A 16806-nucleotide genomic window follows, 5' to 3' on the forward strand; every position below is an offset into this window, starting at 1 on the left:
GACAAACACATGTGACAGAAAAACTCAAAATTAACTTGTTTTCTAGGAGAGGAAGAACTCCCTCAGAAAAACTAGTTGACTCAACTTTTAAATTGCTAACAAAGTTCATGGCATCAATGGTCGCCATTGTGCTTTTTTCAATTATCGCAGTTGTTTTCTTTCAGTCAACAGATTCGATGAGTAAATATGGTCTGAGCTTTTTATTTACCTCTAATTGGAATCCAGTTACAGATGACTATGGAGTATTTACAGCAATTTATGGGACTATTGTCACTTCAATTGCATCCTTATTAATAGCTGTGCCTTTAGGTGTAGGAACAGCAATATTTATTACTGAAAATATTATTCCTAAAAAATTTAGAGAATTAATTGGACTTGTTGTCGAATTATTAGCTGCAATACCATCCGTGGTACTTGGTTTATGGGCTGTTTTTGTTATGGAACCATTTATAAGACCATTTCTAAAATATGTATACTTACATTTTGGATGGATACCTTTTGTTAGTACTGAACCAATTGGTCCCGGTATAGCGCCGGCCATTCTTATTCTTGTAGTGATGATACTTCCGATAATCACCTCAATATCAAGAGATTCACTTAATCAAGTACCACAAAAACTAAGAGAAGCAGCTTATGGAGTTGGAGCAACCAGATGGAATTCTATTTTTAATATTATTCTTCCTGCTGCCATATCAGGTATCACTGGTGGTGTACTTCTAGCACTTGGTAGAGCCATGGGTGAAACGATGGCAGTGACAATGATAATTGGTAATTCAAACAACTTTAGCTGGTCTTTTTTAGCCCCTGGTTATACAATTTCTTCGATGCTGGCAAATCAATTTGGAGAAGCTGATTCTACTCAAGTTTCATCGTTAATGTATGCAGCTTTTATATTAATGTTTTTAACATTAATAGTAAATATTTTTGCTCAATGGGCAGTAAAGAAATTAAGTCTTAAATATTAGATCGACCAAACACATAAAAAAATGAAAACAAATTTACTAATAAAATCTTTCTCTATAAGACATATTTTTGAAAAAATACTTACAGCTTTTTCTGCTATATTTTCGATCATTGCAACATTGCCACTTATCTTTGTAATTACTTATGTCATTATCAAAGGAGGTTCTCAGATTAGTTTTGATATTTTATTTTTAGAGCCTAATCCTCCAGGTGATGAAATAGCCTCAGCAGGTGGTTTTGGCAATGCAATAGTAGGAACAATATTAATGACAACAATAGCTTCTTTTATTGCTATCCCAATTGGAATAGGTGGGGGCATATATTTAGCTGAATATTCTAAAAATGGAAACTTCGCAAAATTTGTAAGATTCGGAACAAATGTTCTTGCAGGAGTTCCTTCGATTATTTCTGGTGTTTTTATTTATTCAGTAATCGTTGTTTCAAAGATTTTTTATGGAAGTTCATTTAGTGGCCTTGCTGGTGGAGCAGCACTTTCTATTTTAATGTTACCAACAGTTATTAAAACTACTGATGAAGGGTTAAAACTTGTTTCTGATGACTTAAGAAAAGCCTCATTGGGGGTTGGTGCATCTATGTTTACAACTATTATTAGAATTACTTTGCCAAGTGCAATAAGAACAATTTCAACAGGTGTAGTTCTTGGATTAGCAAGAGCAACTGGTGAGACAGCACCTTTAATATTTACGGCATTGTTCTCTTACTATCATATTACAAGCATACAAGATATATTTTATGAGATGAGTTCATTATCTGTGTTGATATACAATTTTGCATTAGAACCTTATTCCGCACAAAATGAATTAGCGTGGGCAGCATCTTTTGTCTTGATAATATTTATTTTAACCATCAATTTATTTTCCAGATTAATAAGCAATATAGCAAATGATAAATAGCACTCTATGATTATAATAAGTCAAAGCCCTATATCGATATGAATAAGGATAGTGAGAGTTTGAATTTTAATCCAATATCAATTTCCTGTGAAAATGTAACCATCAGTTATCGCAAACATGACGCAGTCAGAAATGTTTTTTGTGAAATTCCGAAAGGAAAAGTTACTGCATTTATTGGACCCTCAGGGTGTGGAAAATCAACTGTATTGAGAGCTTTTAATCGAATGAATGATTTGATAGAAGATTGTGAATTAAATGGGAGAGTTCTTTTTGAGGGGATAGATTTATACGGAAAAAATATTGATCCTGTAGAAGTAAGAAGGAAAATTGGGATGGTATTTCAACAACCAAATCCATTTCCTAAAAGTATTTACGAAAACATTGCCTACGGCGCAAGAATTAATGGATTTAAGGGAGACTTAAACGAACTGGTAGAAAACTCATTAAGAAAAGCAGCTGTATGGGATGAATGCAAAGATAAATTAAATGAAAGTGGATACTCATTGTCTGGAGGACAACAACAAAGGCTATGCATTGCAAGAACAATCGCTATCGAACCTGACGTAATACTTATGGATGAACCATGTTCAGCATTAGATCCTATCTCAACCTTAAAAATTGAAGAAACAGTTCATGAACTTAAAAAAAGTTACACAATAATCATAGTCACTCATAACATGCAGCAAGCACTAAGGGTTAGCGATATGACGGCCTTTTACAATGCCGAGGCGAAAGAGGGAGCCGCTGGTGGAAAGGTTGGATACCTCGTCGAGTTTGACAAAACCGAAAAGATATTCAACTCACCATCACAAAAAGCAACTCAGGACTATATTTCGGGCCGATTTGGGTGATATCAAAGTATCTTATTTTTATCTAGAGTAAAAACAAAGTTTACCTCCATACGGAGAGAGAGGGATTCGAACCCTCGATAGGGTTGCCCCTATACAGCATTTCCAGTGCTGCGCCTTCAACCACTCGGCCACCTCTCCAAGATTTAGAAATAATCAATAATCTTTTTATAAATATAATCTATTACGCCCAAAAATGTAGCTTTTTATCGACTAAATATGATTTAGTTAGGATATCGTTACCCCTGAAATGTTTTTATAACATTGTGTTACTTGTGATTATCAATTATTTTAAAATTAAATCAATACCATTTCAGCCTTATTTTACTAAAAAATAAAATAAAAAAAAATCTAAATTATTTAAACTAAATCTGTTTTTGCTAATAGAAAAAACAAATCCATAGGAATCAATATATAATATTTTTTAAAGATTTATACAACATATTAAGTAATTACAATGGAATCCAAATTGATTTGCGAAGAAGGTTTTATTAATTCAGGTTTAGATAGGGATAGTTTAACCAGAATCTTATCCATAGCCAAAAAAGCATCAAAGATTGGTGGAGATATACTTTTATCTAATTACAGAAATATTACACAAATAGAAAATAAAGGAAGGATTGGCGATTTGGTTACAAATTCTGATTTACAAGCTGAGAGCGCTATTATCAAATACCTAGAAAAAGCAACTCCAAATTTTTCTATATTAGCCGAAGAGAGTGGTTATAAAGAAAATTTGGGTGATATTTCTTGGTGTATTGATCCGCTTGATGGAACAACTAATTATGCACATGGATACCCATTTTTTGCTACTTCCATTGGACTTACATATAAATCAAATCCAATTTTAGGTGCCATAGCAGTTCCATTTTTAAATCAAACATATTATGCAGCTCCTTATATAGGCTCATTTTGCAATGATAAAAAAATCCAAGTATCAACAACAAAGTCATTAGTAAATTCATTACTTGTTACTGGGTTTGCTTATGATAGGCAAACAACAAAAGAAAATAATTATTCGGAATTTATATATTTAACTCATAAAACAAGAGGAGTAAGAAGGGGTGGTGCAGCTGCGGTAGATTTAGCATTCACTGCAGCTGGAATGATAGATGGCTATTGGGAGCGAGGCCTTTCAAAATGGGACATTGCAGCAGGAGTTCCAATAGTGGAACTTGCGGGAGGAATAATTAAAAATTATCCATCAGGTGATTTCAATTTTTCATCAGGGAGAATTTTGGCATGTAATCCACATATTGAAAAGGAACTAAGAAAAGAGTTAAACTCTGTTAAACCATTAGATATAAAAGACATTCAGGTTTAATTTAAACATATCTCATGGAGTAAAATAAACTTAACTATTTATAGAAATTGCAACCAGCAACTGGCGCTAAGGATTTAAACCCTCAACAAGTTGAGATTAATCAATTTATTTCTTTAAAACTTACAGCAGTTTTCAAACTATGGGGTTATGAGCAAGTGTCACCGCCAAATATAGAACTTCTTGAGACTTTGAAAGCAGGCGGTGCAATATCAAATGACGACATATTGAAAATCGTCTCAGGCGAGCAACTCGGATTAAGGCCCGAGATGACAGCATCTTTATCCAGAACTGCTGCAACAAGGCTTGTAAACAGACCAAGACCGCTGAGACTATCCTCCTCGGGAACAATATTTAAATGTAAGAGCACTAAAGGAGCAAATACATCAATTGAGGAAAAACAGCAGGCTGGAGTTGAATTATTTGGTGTCGAAAAAATTTCTGCTGAAATAGAACTTTTATCATTAATTTTGGAATCATTAAATGCTTTAAATTTAAAAAGGGATCTTAATCCAACATTATTAATTGGTCATACTGATTTAATGCAACTAATATTATCTAAATTCAGTTTAGATAGCAAAGAAGAAATAAAAACCGTTCTTATAAATTTTGATAAAATTGGGATAGAAAATTTAAATATTAGTGATAATGAAAAAATGCAATTAACTAAATTGAATCTATGTAGAGGGCTACCAAACTATGTCTTAAAAAATCTTCAGGAATTATATGGCGATGTAAAGATATTAAGTAGTCTAAAACGCCTTTTCGAAATAATAGAGCCAATTTCCAATAAATATAATGTTAGAATACAACTAGATCCAACCTTTAGGCCACATTTTGAACTTTACAATGGTTTAGTATTTCAACTAGTTTGTAGTGGTCAAAAAAGTCATTCAATTATAGCTAGAGGAGGAAGATATGACAAAATAGTAAAACAATTTAATCCCAATATTGATAAAGGTTTTGGCGTCGGTCTAAGTTTTGATATTGATGAAATACGGGAATTGATTGATGACAACATAAACAAAATAAATGATAAAGAAAAATATCTTATTGCTTATTCAAAAAACATAGAAATTGAAAAGGCTCTCGATATTCAGAAAAACCTTCACGATAAAGGTAAAGTAGCTCTATTAGAGTTAGAACCATGTCTCAATAAAGAGTCAGCAATGAAATTATTAAAAAAAAGAAAATGTACCTTACTAAGATGGCTAGACTGATTAGTAATAAAAATATGATATTTATAGTACGGGGAACACAACCTTGCCACAAGACTAAAGCGATAGATAATAAATAGAACCATTCATCTTAAGATGTTAGAAGAAGGAAAAATCCAAATTCATACAGAAAATATATTTCCTATAATTAAAAAAGCTGTCTATTCTGATCATGAGATTTTTCTCAGAGAATTAGTCAGTAACGGTGTGGATGCAATTAACAAAAGAAGAATGGTTTCATTTGCAGGGGATTGCAAGGAAGGTGAAGAAGGAAAAATAAACATATCCATTAATAAAGATAATAAGACTGTTACTTTTTCAGATAATGGAATTGGGATGACAAAAGATGAAATAAAGAAATATATAAACCAAGTGGCATTTTCCAGTGCAGAAGAGTTTCTCGAAAAATACAAACAAGGTGATGATAATTTTATCGGACATTTTGGACTAGGATTTTACTCCAGCTTTATGGTCGCAAAGGAAGTTGAAATAATTACTAGATCTGCAAGAGATAATAAAGAAGCAATCAAGTGGAGCTGCGATGGATCTCCTAATTTTGCAATTACAGATTGTGATAAAGAAGAAATAGGTACTGATGTTGTATTACATCTTATGGATGATGAAATTGAATATATAGAACACAATAGAATTAAAAGTCTCATTACTAAATATTGTGATTTTATGCCTGTGGAAGTACTTTTAGATAATGAAGTTATAAATAAGAGAAATCCACCCTGGAGAAAAAGTATAAAAGAACTGAAAGATAAAGATTACATTGAACTTTACAATTACCTATACCCTTTTCAAGGTGATCCTCTGCTTTGGGTACATTTAAATACAGATTACCCATACAACCTTCAAGGAATTTTATTTTTTCCGAAAATTACCGGGAGAGCAGATTGGGAAAATGGAGAAATAAAGCTTTATTCCAATCAAGTCTTTGTTAGTGACTCTATTAAAGAAGTAGTACCTAGATTCTTACTACCTCTTAGAGGTGTAATTGATTCAGTTGACATACCACTAAACGTTAGTAGAAGTGCGCTACAATCAGATAGAAGAGTAAAATCAATTGGAAATTTTGTAGCTAAGAAAGTAGCAGACAGATTAAAACAATTATATAAAGAAAATAAGAATCTATACGCAAGTATATGGGATTCAATATCACCATTCATAAAAATAGGAGCTATGGAAGATGAAAAATTTGCAGACCAGGTAGATGAAATAATACTTTTCCCAACTAGAGTTAATAATAAAGATAATATCAATAAGTCTGATAATGAAGACTTAATCATCGCTGAAAATAATACCTATACAACTGTTGTGGACTATTTAAATAGACAAAATGGTAAATCAGACAAACGCATACTTTATTGTACTGATGAACTCTCTCAGAAAAGTGCTCTTGATTTATGGTTAGCTCAAGGGAAAGAAGTACTAATTGCCGAAACGGTAATTGATACACAATTCATTCCTTGGTTAGAAAGTCGAAAAGAAGATATTAATTTCCAAAGAGTCGATTCAGAATTAGATTACGATGCAGAAGAAAAAACAGAAATTGTTGATAAAGATGGTGAAAATAAATCAGAAAAGATAAGAAAAATCATCAAAGAGTCTATAAACAATGAAAAAGTAACTGTACAAATACAAAGTTTAAAAGGGGAAAACGCACCTCCTTCAATCATTCTTTTACCTGAACAAATGAGAAGGATGAACGACATGGGTGCATTAATGCAGCAGAAGCTCCCTGGATTGCCTGAGCATCATGTATTAGTAGTTAATAAAAATCATCCTCTGGTCGAAGGTTTGCTTAAGCTTGAAGCTCCAGTGCTAATAATCGATGGTGCGGAAAATACTAACAAAAACCCCTTAGTTAATGAAATTGCAAATCATCTTTATGACATGGCAAAATTTTCGGTTGGGGGCCTAGAACCTGCTGAAATTTCAGCATTCCAATTCAGGAATGCTGACCTTATGGGCAAACTAATCAAGTAAACAGGCTAAAAATGACCAAACAGTTGGTATCATATAAAAAATATTGAGCAAAAAAAATGTCTAGGGTCTGCCAATTAACTGGAACCAAGGCCAATAACGGTATGTCAGTCAGTCATTCTCATATTCGTACGAAGAAATTACAGCAGGCAAATCTTCAAAAAAGGAAGTTATGGTGGGCTGAGGGTAATAAATGGGTAAATCTTAGAATAACAACAAGGGCTCTCAAAACCATTCAAAAAAAGGGCCTAGGTAACTACGCAAAATCATTAGGTATTGACCTTAATTCTTTTTGAGAAATTACCGCGTAAATGAAACGAAGATATTTTTTAAAATCATTTATTTTCTTCATAACTTATTTTTTAATTCCTAGAGTTTCTTTTGCTGGTCTTGGAAACATACCCGAAATAGGAACAAAGTCTCCTGAATTTTCCCTTAATGGATTTATCAATGGCACAAAAAAAACAAAGTCATTTAGCTTGAATGATTACAAAGGAAGTTGGCTAGTAATTTATTTTTATCCTGAAGACTTTACATCAGGTTGTACATTAGAAGCTAAAGGTTTTTCAAGTCGGATCTCACAGTTCGATGATCTCAATACCAAAATAATAGGAATAAGTAGCGATAATCTTGAAAAGCATCAAAGTTTTTGTGATGAAGAGAGTTTGGAAATACCGCTACTTTCTGATCCCGATGGTAGCGTGAGTCAATTGTATGGTTCGTGGAGCGGTAGTTATGCCAATAGAAATACATTTTTGATATCACCTGAAGGAATAATTAAAGCAAAATGGATTGGAGTAAAACCCCTTCGTCATGCTGAAGAGATATTAATTAAGATTAATCAATTACAAAAACAATAATGCACGCACTTTCACTAGGGACTTGGTTTATTCATATAGCTACCGTTTTAGAATGGATCTTAGCTATTGTTCTAATATCATATATTTCAATGATAATTAAAAATGCATCTTTCAATTTTTTAGCTTTAGCAATGTTACCAAATTTAGCTAGCGCAATGACAGCAATAACATGGCATATCTATGATAATTCAGTAGATTTAAAGGGCCTTGTCGTTTTACAAGCAGCTCTTACGGTTCTTGGTAATACAACTATGGCCATCGCAGCATATAATCTGAATAAAAAAGAAATAATTAAATAATGAACCACTTATTCATAATTAATAGCATCGATTTTCTCAATAGAGTTGATCCCAGTCCATTTTTTGTTATTTCCCTAATCCCCTACCTAATATTTTTATATTACGCAAAAAAAATCAACCTAATAACAAAAGAAACATTATTAGGTTTTCGTTTAACTATTCTTTTTGTTGTAATGACAATTATATTTGCAATAATAGCTTTAATATTTTATGAAGATGAATTAACTAATGTAGATTATCTGCATGGATTAGCAGAAGCATTCCTCACGGTCAGCGATGCGCTCATAGTAGTAGGTTTAATTCAATTGTTAAAAAATAAACAAAGAAAAAACTCTTAATAAGATTACGAAAAATCCCCTATGTGTCCTATTATACCCATGTTCAAACGTCATGGAGAAACTAAGTGATTACAACAATTTTGGCCGCAGCGGATCCAGTTACATTTCAGTGGTCTCCAAAATGTGCAGTGGTGATGATTATTTGTAATCTCTTAGCCTATGCAATTGCAAGAGCAAACATTGAAAAACCAAATGAAGGCTTCCCTATGCCAAACTCTCAGTTTTATGGTGGATTAAGTCACGGTTCTTTTGTTGCAGCTAATTGTCTTGGCCATGTTTTAGGAATAGGTTCAATACTCGGACTTGCTGCACGAGGAGTTTTATAGCGGTGAATTGAACGATAAATAATTAATTAGTTAAACAATAATATTAATTCGAATAAATATCCTAAAATTAATTCTCAATATTTTTCTTTAGATAGACTGTATCGTTTTTTTCATATCCAAATCGCTTAATGATTTTAGAAGCCATTTTTACTGGTGTTAGTCCAAGACTTTCCTTACTTTGATCTGGACTAGCATGATCAACCAACTTATCAGGAATTCCTATTCTTAAAGAAGGAATCAAAATATCATTATCGCTCAATGACTCAACGACGGCAGATCCAAATCCACCAAGTAATGTGCCTTCTTCCATAGTTACTAACTTACCAATTCTTCGTGCCAATGGATTTATTAATTGCTCGTCTAAGGGTCTTAAAAATCTAGCATTTATGACAGTTGGAATTATTCCAGAGTCTCTCAAAATCTTTGCAGTTTTTAGTGCTGGAGAGACCATAGAACCATAAGCCACAATTAAAAGATCATTTCCCTCACAGAGTATTTCCCCATGTCCAATTTTTAATGGTTCCCACCCCTCTTCCATAAGAAGAACTCCCTCTCCAGGCCCTCTAGGAATTCTTAAGGCAATTGGACCATCATGATTTAGACAGGTCACCATCATTCTTTGGAGTTCTCCCTCATCTTTGGGAGCCATAACAGTGAAATTAGGGACGGATCTTAAATAACTAATGTCATATTGACCTTGATGAGTTGGTCCATCTGCCCCGACTATACCGGCACGATCTAATACAAAAGTAACCGGTAATTTTTGTATTCCCACATCGTGAATCAATTGGTCGTAGGCTCTTTGAAGAAATGTACTGTAAATAGCAACAACAGGTTTAAGTCCTTCACATGCCATACCTGCGGCAAGAGTAACAGCATGTTGTTCAGCTATGCCAACGTCAACGTATTGATTAGGAATTGCTTTTTGCAACAGATTAAGGGCTGTACCCTCTGCCATTGCGGCAGTGATACCAATAACCGTACTATCTTGCTCACATAGTTTTACTAATGTTTGGCCAAAAACCTTGCTATAGCTGGGGGGTTTTGGCTTGGCTGATGGTCTTGACTTTCCTGTCGTTAAATCAAAAGACGATTGAGCATGATAACCCACCTGATCTGCCTCAGCAAATGGATATCCTTTTCCTTTAGTTGTAAGGACATGAACCATCACAGGGCCTCCAACTCTGTGGGCTGTGTTGAAAGTTTTAACCATCTGGGCAATGTTATGACCATCAATTGGGCCTATGTAGGTAAAGCCTAATTCTTCGAAGACAGCTCCAACTTTCGGGACAGCGAGACGCCTCACACTTCCTGTCAAAGATTTAATTTCTTCAGGTAATTCTCCTCCCATGAAAGGCAAATTCTTTACACTCTCCTGTACGCTGTCCGATACGAATTTTACTGGGGGGCTTAATCTCATTCTGTTGAGATAGGTTGATAGCGCGCCAACTGGGGGTGATATTGACATGTCGTTATCGTTAAGGACAACCAAAAATGGTGTGTTTGGCAAATGGCCTGCATGATTAATAGCTTCAAGTGCCATACCACCCGTTAAAGCACCATCGCCGATTACTGCTACACATTTAAAATCATCTCCTCGCTGGTCTCTTGCTATTGCCATTCCAAGAGCTGCTGAAATTGAGGTACTCGCGTGACCTGCTCCAAAATGATCAAAAATACTCTCGGATCTTTTCAAGTAACCAGCAATACCCTTTTGTTGCCTGAGAGAATCAAAGGAATCAAAGCGACCCGTAATTAACTTATGGGGATATGCCTGATGACCGACATCCCAAACAACCTTATCTTTGTCGAGATCTAGTGTCTGATATAAAGCAATGGTAAGTTCAACAACACCCAAACCAGGCCCAAGATGCCCACCACTTGTAGAAACAACCTGCAAGTGTCGTTCTCTTATCTGACAGGCAATATCCTCTAGCTGAGCTATAGATAAGCCATGAAGCTGATTTGGATGACTGAGATCAGTCAGACGCATTTTTACTTCTTCCGATATTCTTAATCTACGGGTTCCGATGCACTTTTCGTGAAAACTTGATAAATAACAAATGCAATGTAGAAATACAAAACATTGTTAAAACGCCAGAATGAAGTTATGGATGATTATTTACAAAAAATTTTAAGAGCACGTGTTTACGACATAGCCTCTGAAACCCCTTTAGAAAAGGCAAAAATTTTAAGCAAAAGGTTGGATAACGACATTTGGCTTAAAAGAGAGGATCTTCAAGAAGTCTTTTCATTCAAGCTTCGTGGGGCTTACAACCGAATGAGTCAATTGACAAATGATGAACTTAAAAAAGGAGTAGTTGCATCAAGTGCAGGCAATCATGCTCAAGGAGTTGCACTTAGTGCAAGTCATTTGTGCACAAAAGCAGTGATTGTGATGCCTCTTACGACTCCTGCGATGAAAATCAATGCTGTCAAATCTTTAAAAGCAGAAGTAATACTTCATGGAGATACCTACGACGAATCCTATGAAAAGGCCTTAGAAATATCGAAAGATCTTGGGCTAACTTTTATCCATCCTTTTGACGACCCTGAAGTGATAGCAGGACAAGGAACGGTTGGCATGGAAATACTCAGACAAGTTGAAAATCCACCGGATGCAATTTATGTTGCAATAGGCGGAGGTGGTCTTATTGGTGGTGTAGCAGTATATGTAAAGAGCCTCTGGCCTGAGATTGAAATAATAGGCGTTGAACCAGAGGATTCATGTGCAATGAAAACCTCTTTGGAAAAAGGAAAAATTGCCGAAATCGAAAATATAGGTTTGTTTGCAGATGGTGTAGCAGTAAAAAAAGTTGGTGAAAATACTTTCGATCTAGCCAAGAAATATGTTGATTCAATAGTGACAGTTAGTACCGATGAAATTTGTGCCGCTATAAAAGACGTTTTTGAAGATACCCGCTCCATACTTGAACCAGCAGGAGCGCTTGCTATTGCTGGACTAAAAGCTGATGTTTCCAAAAGAAAATTGTTGAACAAACAACTTGTAGCGATAGCTTGTGGTGCAAATATGAATTTTGAAAGATTGAGGTTTGTAGCTGAGAGGGCAGAATTAGGAGAAGAAAAAGAGGCAATGTTGGCAATAGAAATACCTGAGATTGCAGGTAGTTTAAAAAGAATATGTAAACTTATAGGAAAAAGAAACTTAACAGAATTCAGTTATAGAATGTCATATGGAGACAAAGCTTTTATATTTATTGGTATTGAAGTCAAAGATAATGATGATAAAAATTTGTTAATTAATCAATTCAGAGATAATAAAATAAATTGTCTAGATTTAAGTAATAACGAACTCTCTAAAGTTCACTTAAGACACATGGTTGGAGGAAGGTTACCAAAAGGAATATCTAATCATAATGTCAAAGAACTTCTTTATAGATTTGAATTCCCCGAAAAACCAGGTGCTTTAATGAGGTTTGTAAACAAAATGAGACCTGAATGGAGCATTAGTATTTTTCACTACAGAAATCATGGCGCTGATATTGGAAGAATTGTTGTGGGTGTCCTTGTTAAGGATAGTGAGCTTCACAAATGGCATGATTTCCTACGAGATCTTGGATATCAAGGTTTTGATGAGACACAAAACCCAGCATATGAATTGTTTCTTGGTGCGCAGTCTTGACTATTAAGTTATTTTTAAGTTAAAGAATCAGTGATCAGCTATTACTTATCAAAACCAACAAACATCTCAAGAGGAGTTAGATATTTCTCTCCCCGCAAGATTGGAGGCAATATTGTACTTAAAGGGCAAACCCTTAAGACTTGAAGAGATAGCGAAAATTGTTAATGAAAGCAATGAGCATGTAAAACAGGCACTTTTTGCTCTCACGGCTGAATATGCTCAAAGAGATACCGCTCTTGAAATATCTGAGAGAAACGGTGCATTTTCTCTTCAACTAAGAGCTGGGCTCGGTGAATTAGTACAGAATCTTCTCCCGGTAGACATTTCTGTTGCAACCTTAAGAACACTTGCAACTGTTGCACTTAAGAAAAGAATTCTTCAATCAGATCTTGTTGAGATCAGAGGATCTGGAGCATACGATCACATTAAAGAACTTATTGCCCAAAAATTTATTGATAGGAAAAGGCAAAGGGATGGAAGATCATATTGGATTACCTTGTCTGAGAAATTTCATCAAACTTTTACCATAATCCCTGAAATAGCTCCAAAAGAAGAAAAAAAAGCGGCATAATAGTATTTATAGTTATCAATCAATTAATGGAAGTTTCCATCGTTCCATATATCTTAGGCGTTTTAGGTAAAACCTTAGGTTTATACAGCACAGTATTAATCATAAGAGTTTTACTCACCTGGTTTCCAAATTTAGATTGGTCAAACCCAATACTTAGTACAATCAGCTCAATTACTGATCCATATCTAAACCTCTTTAGGGGTATTATTCCGCCTTTGGGTGGCATAGATATCTCACCAATACTTGCTTTTCTGCTTCTGGATTTTGTTAAGAGAATCGTATTCGGACTTTTAATTAATAGTTCATATCAATATCTTTAATAATATTGGAGCTTTATCTATCATCACCACTTCCTCTAATCTCATCTCTCTCAAGTCTACTTTTGAGCTTTTTGAGATTAGTTTTAGCAATATCATCAAGCTCTAGTCCAAGTTCGGAAGCAAGTTGAGAAACATACCAAAGAACATCTCCAAGTTCATATTTTATTGAATTGATAGTTTCTTTATCGAAAATTCCATCATTATCTCTGATAACTTTTTTAACTTTCTCAGCTACTTCTCCACATTCGCCTGAAAGTCCAAGGGTTGGATAAATGGGGTTTTTTCCAACATTTGGATACATTGCAGTCAATCTTGATTTGTCTTGGTAGTCATTTAGGTTCATGATCAATAGGTGATGAAATTTTAAAAACTTTTCTAATGCCGATGGGATGTTATTTTTCGATTAATCTCAGGTCCACTTAATGACCCAGATTGATCTCAAAAGAAGGACCAAAATTGTCGCAACAATCGGTCCTGCTACGGAAAGTGCTGAGAGTATCGCAAAGCTTATAAAAGCTGGTGCGACGACATTTCGGCTAAATTTCTCCCATGGAGACCATGATGAGCATGCTTCACGCATAGCGACAATAAGACAGGTCTCTAAGGATATGGGAGTTCATGTTGGAATACTCCAAGATTTACAAGGACCAAAAATCCGTCTCGGTAAATTCAAGGATGGACCAGTAAAAATACAAACTGGAAAAAAATATTCATTGACTTCCAACACTGTTAATTGCGATGAGAATATTGCCAATGTAACTTATGAAAAACTTGCAGATGAAGTAACTACAGGTAGCAGGATTCTTCTTGATGATGGAAGAGTCGAAATGGTTGCAGAAGAGGTTTTTAAAGAAAAAGGAACAATTCAGTGTCTTGTAACAGTTGGTGGAGTTCTTTCGAATAACAAAGGTGTTAATTTTCCAGACGTTCAGCTTTCAATAAATGCATTAACACCAAAAGACATAAAGGACTTAGCTTTTGGATTAGAGCAAAAAGTAGATTGGGTTGCTCTTAGCTTCGTCAGAAATCCAGCTGACATGAAGGAAATCAAAGAATTAATAAAATCTCATGGAAAATCGACCCCTGTAGTTGCAAAAATTGAAAAATTCGAAGCAATTGACCAAATTGATGAGATTCTTCCTCTTTGTGATGGGGTGATGGTTGCAAGAGGAGACCTAGGGGTAGAAATGCCAGCTGAAGAAGTCCCATTGCTACAAAAATCATTAATAAAAAAAGCCAATAGCTTAGGTATACCAATAATTACTGCAACACAAATGCTTGATTCGATGGCATCAAGCCCCAGACCAACAAGAGCAGAGGTCAGCGATGTTGCAAACGCCATACTTGATGGAACGGATGCTGTAATGCTTTCAAATGAGACCGCAGTTGGAGAATATCCTGTTGAATCTGTATCAACTATGGCTACCATCGCCAAAAGAATTGAGAGAGATTACCCTCAAAGACCACTGGAAAATCATTTACCAAGCACAATACCCAACGCAATTAGTGCTGCAGTTAGTAGTATTGCAAGACAATTAAATGCTACTGCCATTCTGCCGCTCACAAAAAGCGGAGCCACTGCACACAATGTGAGTAAATTTAGACCAGCCACACCAATTCTTGCCATTACTAGTGAGGAAGACGTCGCAAGAAGACTTCAACTAGTTTGGGGTGTAATTCCACTTTTAATACCAAATCAAGAGAACTCAACTAAAACATTTCAACTGGCAATGCAAATCGCTGAAAAAATGAACATATTAAATTGCGGAGACATAGTCGTGGAAACAGCTGGAACTCTGACGGGGGTAAGTGGATCAACAGATCTCATAAAAGTGGGAATAGTCGAGTCAAAAAATAAAACAATCACTGACAAAAACTTACCCACATAAACAAAAAATGGCTAGGAAATTACCTATAAAGGAAATTTTATACATGTCGGTGAAAACTTTGAGATCTAATAAATTGAGAAGTGTCCTGACAATGCTTGGAATAGTTATAGGTAATGCCTCCGTAATTACCCTTGTAGGGGTTGGAAAAGGGGCTCAAAAATTAGCAGAGAATCAATTAAGCAATTTAGGAGCCAATGTGTTGTTTGTAGTTCCAGGTAATAATGACACAAGACGTAGGGGTGTCGCCTTCCCAAAAACACTGGTATTGAAGGATTCTGAGGCAATTGCAAATCAAGTACCAACCGTCAAAAGAGTCGCACCTCAAATAAGCTCTAATGAAGTAATTCAGTTTGAATCTCAAAGTACTAGTAGCTCGATATCTGGAATCACGCCAGAATTTCTTCCTGTAAGAAGTTTTGATATTGCAAAAGGCAGATTCATTAATAAAAAAGACCTAATCGGAGCTAAGACAGTTGCAGTAGTTGGCCCAGACTTAAAATTTAAACTTTTTGGTAATAGAAATGCTATTGGTAAAAACGTAAGAATAAAGAATCAATCCTTTGAGATAGTTGGAATAATGGCGCCAAAAGGAGCGGTCTTTGGAAATAATCAAGATGAGAATGCTTATATCCCTCTCTCCACGATGGTAAGCAGAATCACAGGAAAAGACGCAACCTATGGAGTTAGTCTAAGTTTTATAAGTGTTGAGGCAATTGATGAAAAATCAACACGAGCTGCAAAGTTTCAGATAACAAATCTTCTCAGGCAAAGACATAACATCATCAGAGATGATGATTTTGCTGTCCGCTCACAAAAAGATGCCTTACAAATAGTAGGCACGATTACAGGTGGTCTAACATTAATGCTTGGAGCAATTGGCGGCGTTTCACTAATAGTTGGGGGTATTGGAATAATGAACATTATGTTGGTTGCAGTTAATGAAAGAACCCAAGAAATAGGGCTTAGAAAAGCACTAGGTGCCAGGCAGGCAGATATACTTGCACAATTTCTAATCGAATCTTTAATACTCGCTATACTTGGTGGAATTGTGGGTTCTTTTACAGGTATTTCAACAGTAAATATATTAGCAATACTTACACCCTTACCAGCAACAATTGGATCTAATATAATTATTTTCACAGTGACTTTATCTGGGTCTATTGGCCTCACATTTGGAGTATTACCTGCCAGAAGAGCAGCCAGACTTGATCCAATCGTTGCACTAAGAAGCCTTTGATATTTACTACTAAAACATATATAATTTGATAGTTTTTTTTATTAAAAATTGATTAATCGGATTCAGTTTGG

General features: G+C 35.1%; 17 protein-coding genes, 1 tRNA gene and 1 pseudogene. 16 read left to right on the forward strand and 3 right to left on the reverse strand.

All coding sequences use genetic code 11. From position 1 onward, the window contains the following. The first annotated feature begins 11 nt into the window (after nucleotides 1-11). From pstC to pstB, 3 genes are read left to right on the forward strand one after another with little or no spacing between them, the layout of a single operon-like run. A complete protein-coding gene (pstC, locus tag AC6EJA_RS01655; RefSeq protein ID WP_498502810.1) occupies nucleotides 12-965 on the forward strand; it encodes a phosphate ABC transporter permease subunit PstC in 954 nt (317 codons plus the stop codon). 21 nt (nucleotides 966-986) lie between these two features. After that, nucleotides 987-1877, forward strand: a complete 891-nt coding sequence (gene pstA, locus AC6EJA_RS01660) for a phosphate ABC transporter permease PstA (protein WP_498502811.1) — start codon at nucleotides 987-989, stop codon at nucleotides 1875-1877. A gap of 38 nt (nucleotides 1878-1915) precedes the next feature. After that, nucleotides 1916-2728 carry a phosphate ABC transporter ATP-binding protein PstB gene (gene pstB / locus AC6EJA_RS01665; RefSeq protein ID WP_498502812.1) on the forward strand — a complete coding sequence of 271 codons (813 nt, stop codon included), beginning with the start codon at nucleotides 1916-1918 and terminating at the stop codon, nucleotides 2726-2728. 51 nt (nucleotides 2729-2779) lie between these two features. Here pstB and AC6EJA_RS01670 read toward each other — a convergent pair. Continuing rightward, nucleotides 2780-2866: transfer RNA gene (locus tag AC6EJA_RS01670), tRNA-Ser, on the reverse strand. 316 nt (nucleotides 2867-3182) lie between these two features. Between AC6EJA_RS01670 and AC6EJA_RS01675 the strand changes: the two genes are divergently transcribed. The 8 genes from AC6EJA_RS01675 (at nucleotide 3183) to psaK (ending at nucleotide 9075) form a co-directional block, all read left to right on the forward strand. After that, on the forward strand, nucleotides 3183-4049 hold the full coding sequence (locus AC6EJA_RS01675) for an inositol monophosphatase family protein (RefSeq protein WP_498502814.1): 867 nt from the start codon (nucleotides 3183-3185) through the stop codon (nucleotides 4047-4049). 47 nt (nucleotides 4050-4096) lie between these two features. Continuing rightward, entirely contained in the window at nucleotides 4097-5266 is a 1170-nt protein-coding gene (locus tag AC6EJA_RS01680) for an ATP phosphoribosyltransferase regulatory subunit (protein ID WP_498502815.1), read from the forward strand. Nucleotides 5267-5359: 93 nt separating this feature from the next. Further along, nucleotides 5360-7255 (forward strand): molecular chaperone HtpG, encoded by a 1896-nt coding sequence (gene htpG / locus AC6EJA_RS01685; RefSeq protein WP_498502817.1) that lies wholly within the window; start codon nucleotides 5360-5362, stop codon nucleotides 7253-7255. Nucleotides 7256-7311: 56 nt separating this feature from the next. After that, nucleotides 7312-7548 carry a 50S ribosomal protein L28 gene (gene rpmB / locus AC6EJA_RS01690; protein WP_498502818.1) on the forward strand — a complete coding sequence of 79 codons (237 nt, stop codon included), beginning with the start codon at nucleotides 7312-7314 and terminating at the stop codon, nucleotides 7546-7548. Nucleotides 7549-7563: 15 nt separating this feature from the next. Further along, nucleotides 7564-8112 (forward strand): peroxiredoxin, encoded by a 549-nt coding sequence (locus AC6EJA_RS01695; RefSeq protein ID WP_498502819.1) that lies wholly within the window; start codon nucleotides 7564-7566, stop codon nucleotides 8110-8112. Next, entirely contained in the window at nucleotides 8112-8411 is a 300-nt protein-coding gene (locus AC6EJA_RS01700; protein ID WP_498502820.1) for a DUF2499 domain-containing protein, read from the forward strand. Before AC6EJA_RS01695 ends, AC6EJA_RS01700 begins: the two co-directional genes overlap by 1 nt. Continuing rightward, entirely contained in the window at nucleotides 8411-8749 is a 339-nt protein-coding gene (locus AC6EJA_RS01705) for a DUF3593 domain-containing protein (RefSeq protein WP_498502821.1), read from the forward strand. Before AC6EJA_RS01700 ends, AC6EJA_RS01705 begins: the two co-directional genes overlap by 1 nt. Nucleotides 8750-8814: 65 nt before the next feature. Further along, complete coding sequence (psaK, locus tag AC6EJA_RS01710) at nucleotides 8815-9075, forward strand: photosystem I reaction center subunit PsaK (RefSeq protein WP_498502823.1); 261 nt, start codon at nucleotides 8815-8817, stop codon at nucleotides 9073-9075. A gap of 67 nt (nucleotides 9076-9142) precedes the next feature. Here the strand turns inward: psaK and dxs are convergent, their stop codons facing one another. Further along, complete coding sequence (dxs, locus tag AC6EJA_RS01715) at nucleotides 9143-11068, reverse strand: 1-deoxy-D-xylulose-5-phosphate synthase (RefSeq protein WP_498502824.1); 1926 nt, start codon at nucleotides 11066-11068, stop codon at nucleotides 9143-9145. Nucleotides 11069-11185: 117 nt separating this feature from the next. On the opposite strand from dxs, the gene ilvA reads away from it, so the two are divergent. The 3 genes from ilvA (at nucleotide 11186) to AC6EJA_RS01730 (ending at nucleotide 13609) form a co-directional block, all read left to right on the forward strand. Continuing rightward, on the forward strand, nucleotides 11186-12718 hold the full coding sequence (gene ilvA, locus AC6EJA_RS01720) for a threonine ammonia-lyase, biosynthetic (protein ID WP_498502825.1): 1533 nt from the start codon (nucleotides 11186-11188) through the stop codon (nucleotides 12716-12718). Between the two features lie 112 nt (nucleotides 12719-12830). Continuing rightward, a complete protein-coding gene (gene scpB, locus AC6EJA_RS01725) occupies nucleotides 12831-13289 on the forward strand; it encodes an SMC-Scp complex subunit ScpB (RefSeq protein WP_498502827.1) in 459 nt (152 codons plus the stop codon). Nucleotides 13290-13315: 26 nt separating this feature from the next. Then, nucleotides 13316-13609, forward strand: a complete 294-nt coding sequence (locus AC6EJA_RS01730; RefSeq protein ID WP_498502829.1) for a YggT family protein — start codon at nucleotides 13316-13318, stop codon at nucleotides 13607-13609. Between the two features lie 13 nt (nucleotides 13610-13622). Here AC6EJA_RS01730 and AC6EJA_RS01735 read toward each other — a convergent pair whose 3' ends face one another. Next, nucleotides 13623-13952: a nucleoside triphosphate pyrophosphohydrolase family protein gene (locus AC6EJA_RS01735; RefSeq protein WP_498502830.1), complete on the reverse strand. Its 330-nt coding sequence runs from the start codon at nucleotides 13950-13952 to the stop codon at nucleotides 13623-13625. 79 nt (nucleotides 13953-14031) lie between these two features. Between AC6EJA_RS01735 and pyk the strand changes: the two are divergent. Both pyk and AC6EJA_RS01745 read left to right on the forward strand, forming a co-directional pair. Next, nucleotides 14032-15453 (forward strand): annotated as a pseudogene (gene pyk / locus AC6EJA_RS01740) (pyruvate kinase); the annotation flags it as partial. A gap of 52 nt (nucleotides 15454-15505) precedes the next feature. Then, nucleotides 15506-16735 (forward strand): ABC transporter permease, encoded by a 1230-nt coding sequence (locus tag AC6EJA_RS01745; RefSeq protein WP_498502831.1) that lies wholly within the window; start codon nucleotides 15506-15508, stop codon nucleotides 16733-16735. Nucleotides 16736-16806: the final 71 nt, after the last annotated feature.

It is taken from the genome of Prochlorococcus sp. MIT2309 (assembly GCF_059772305.1).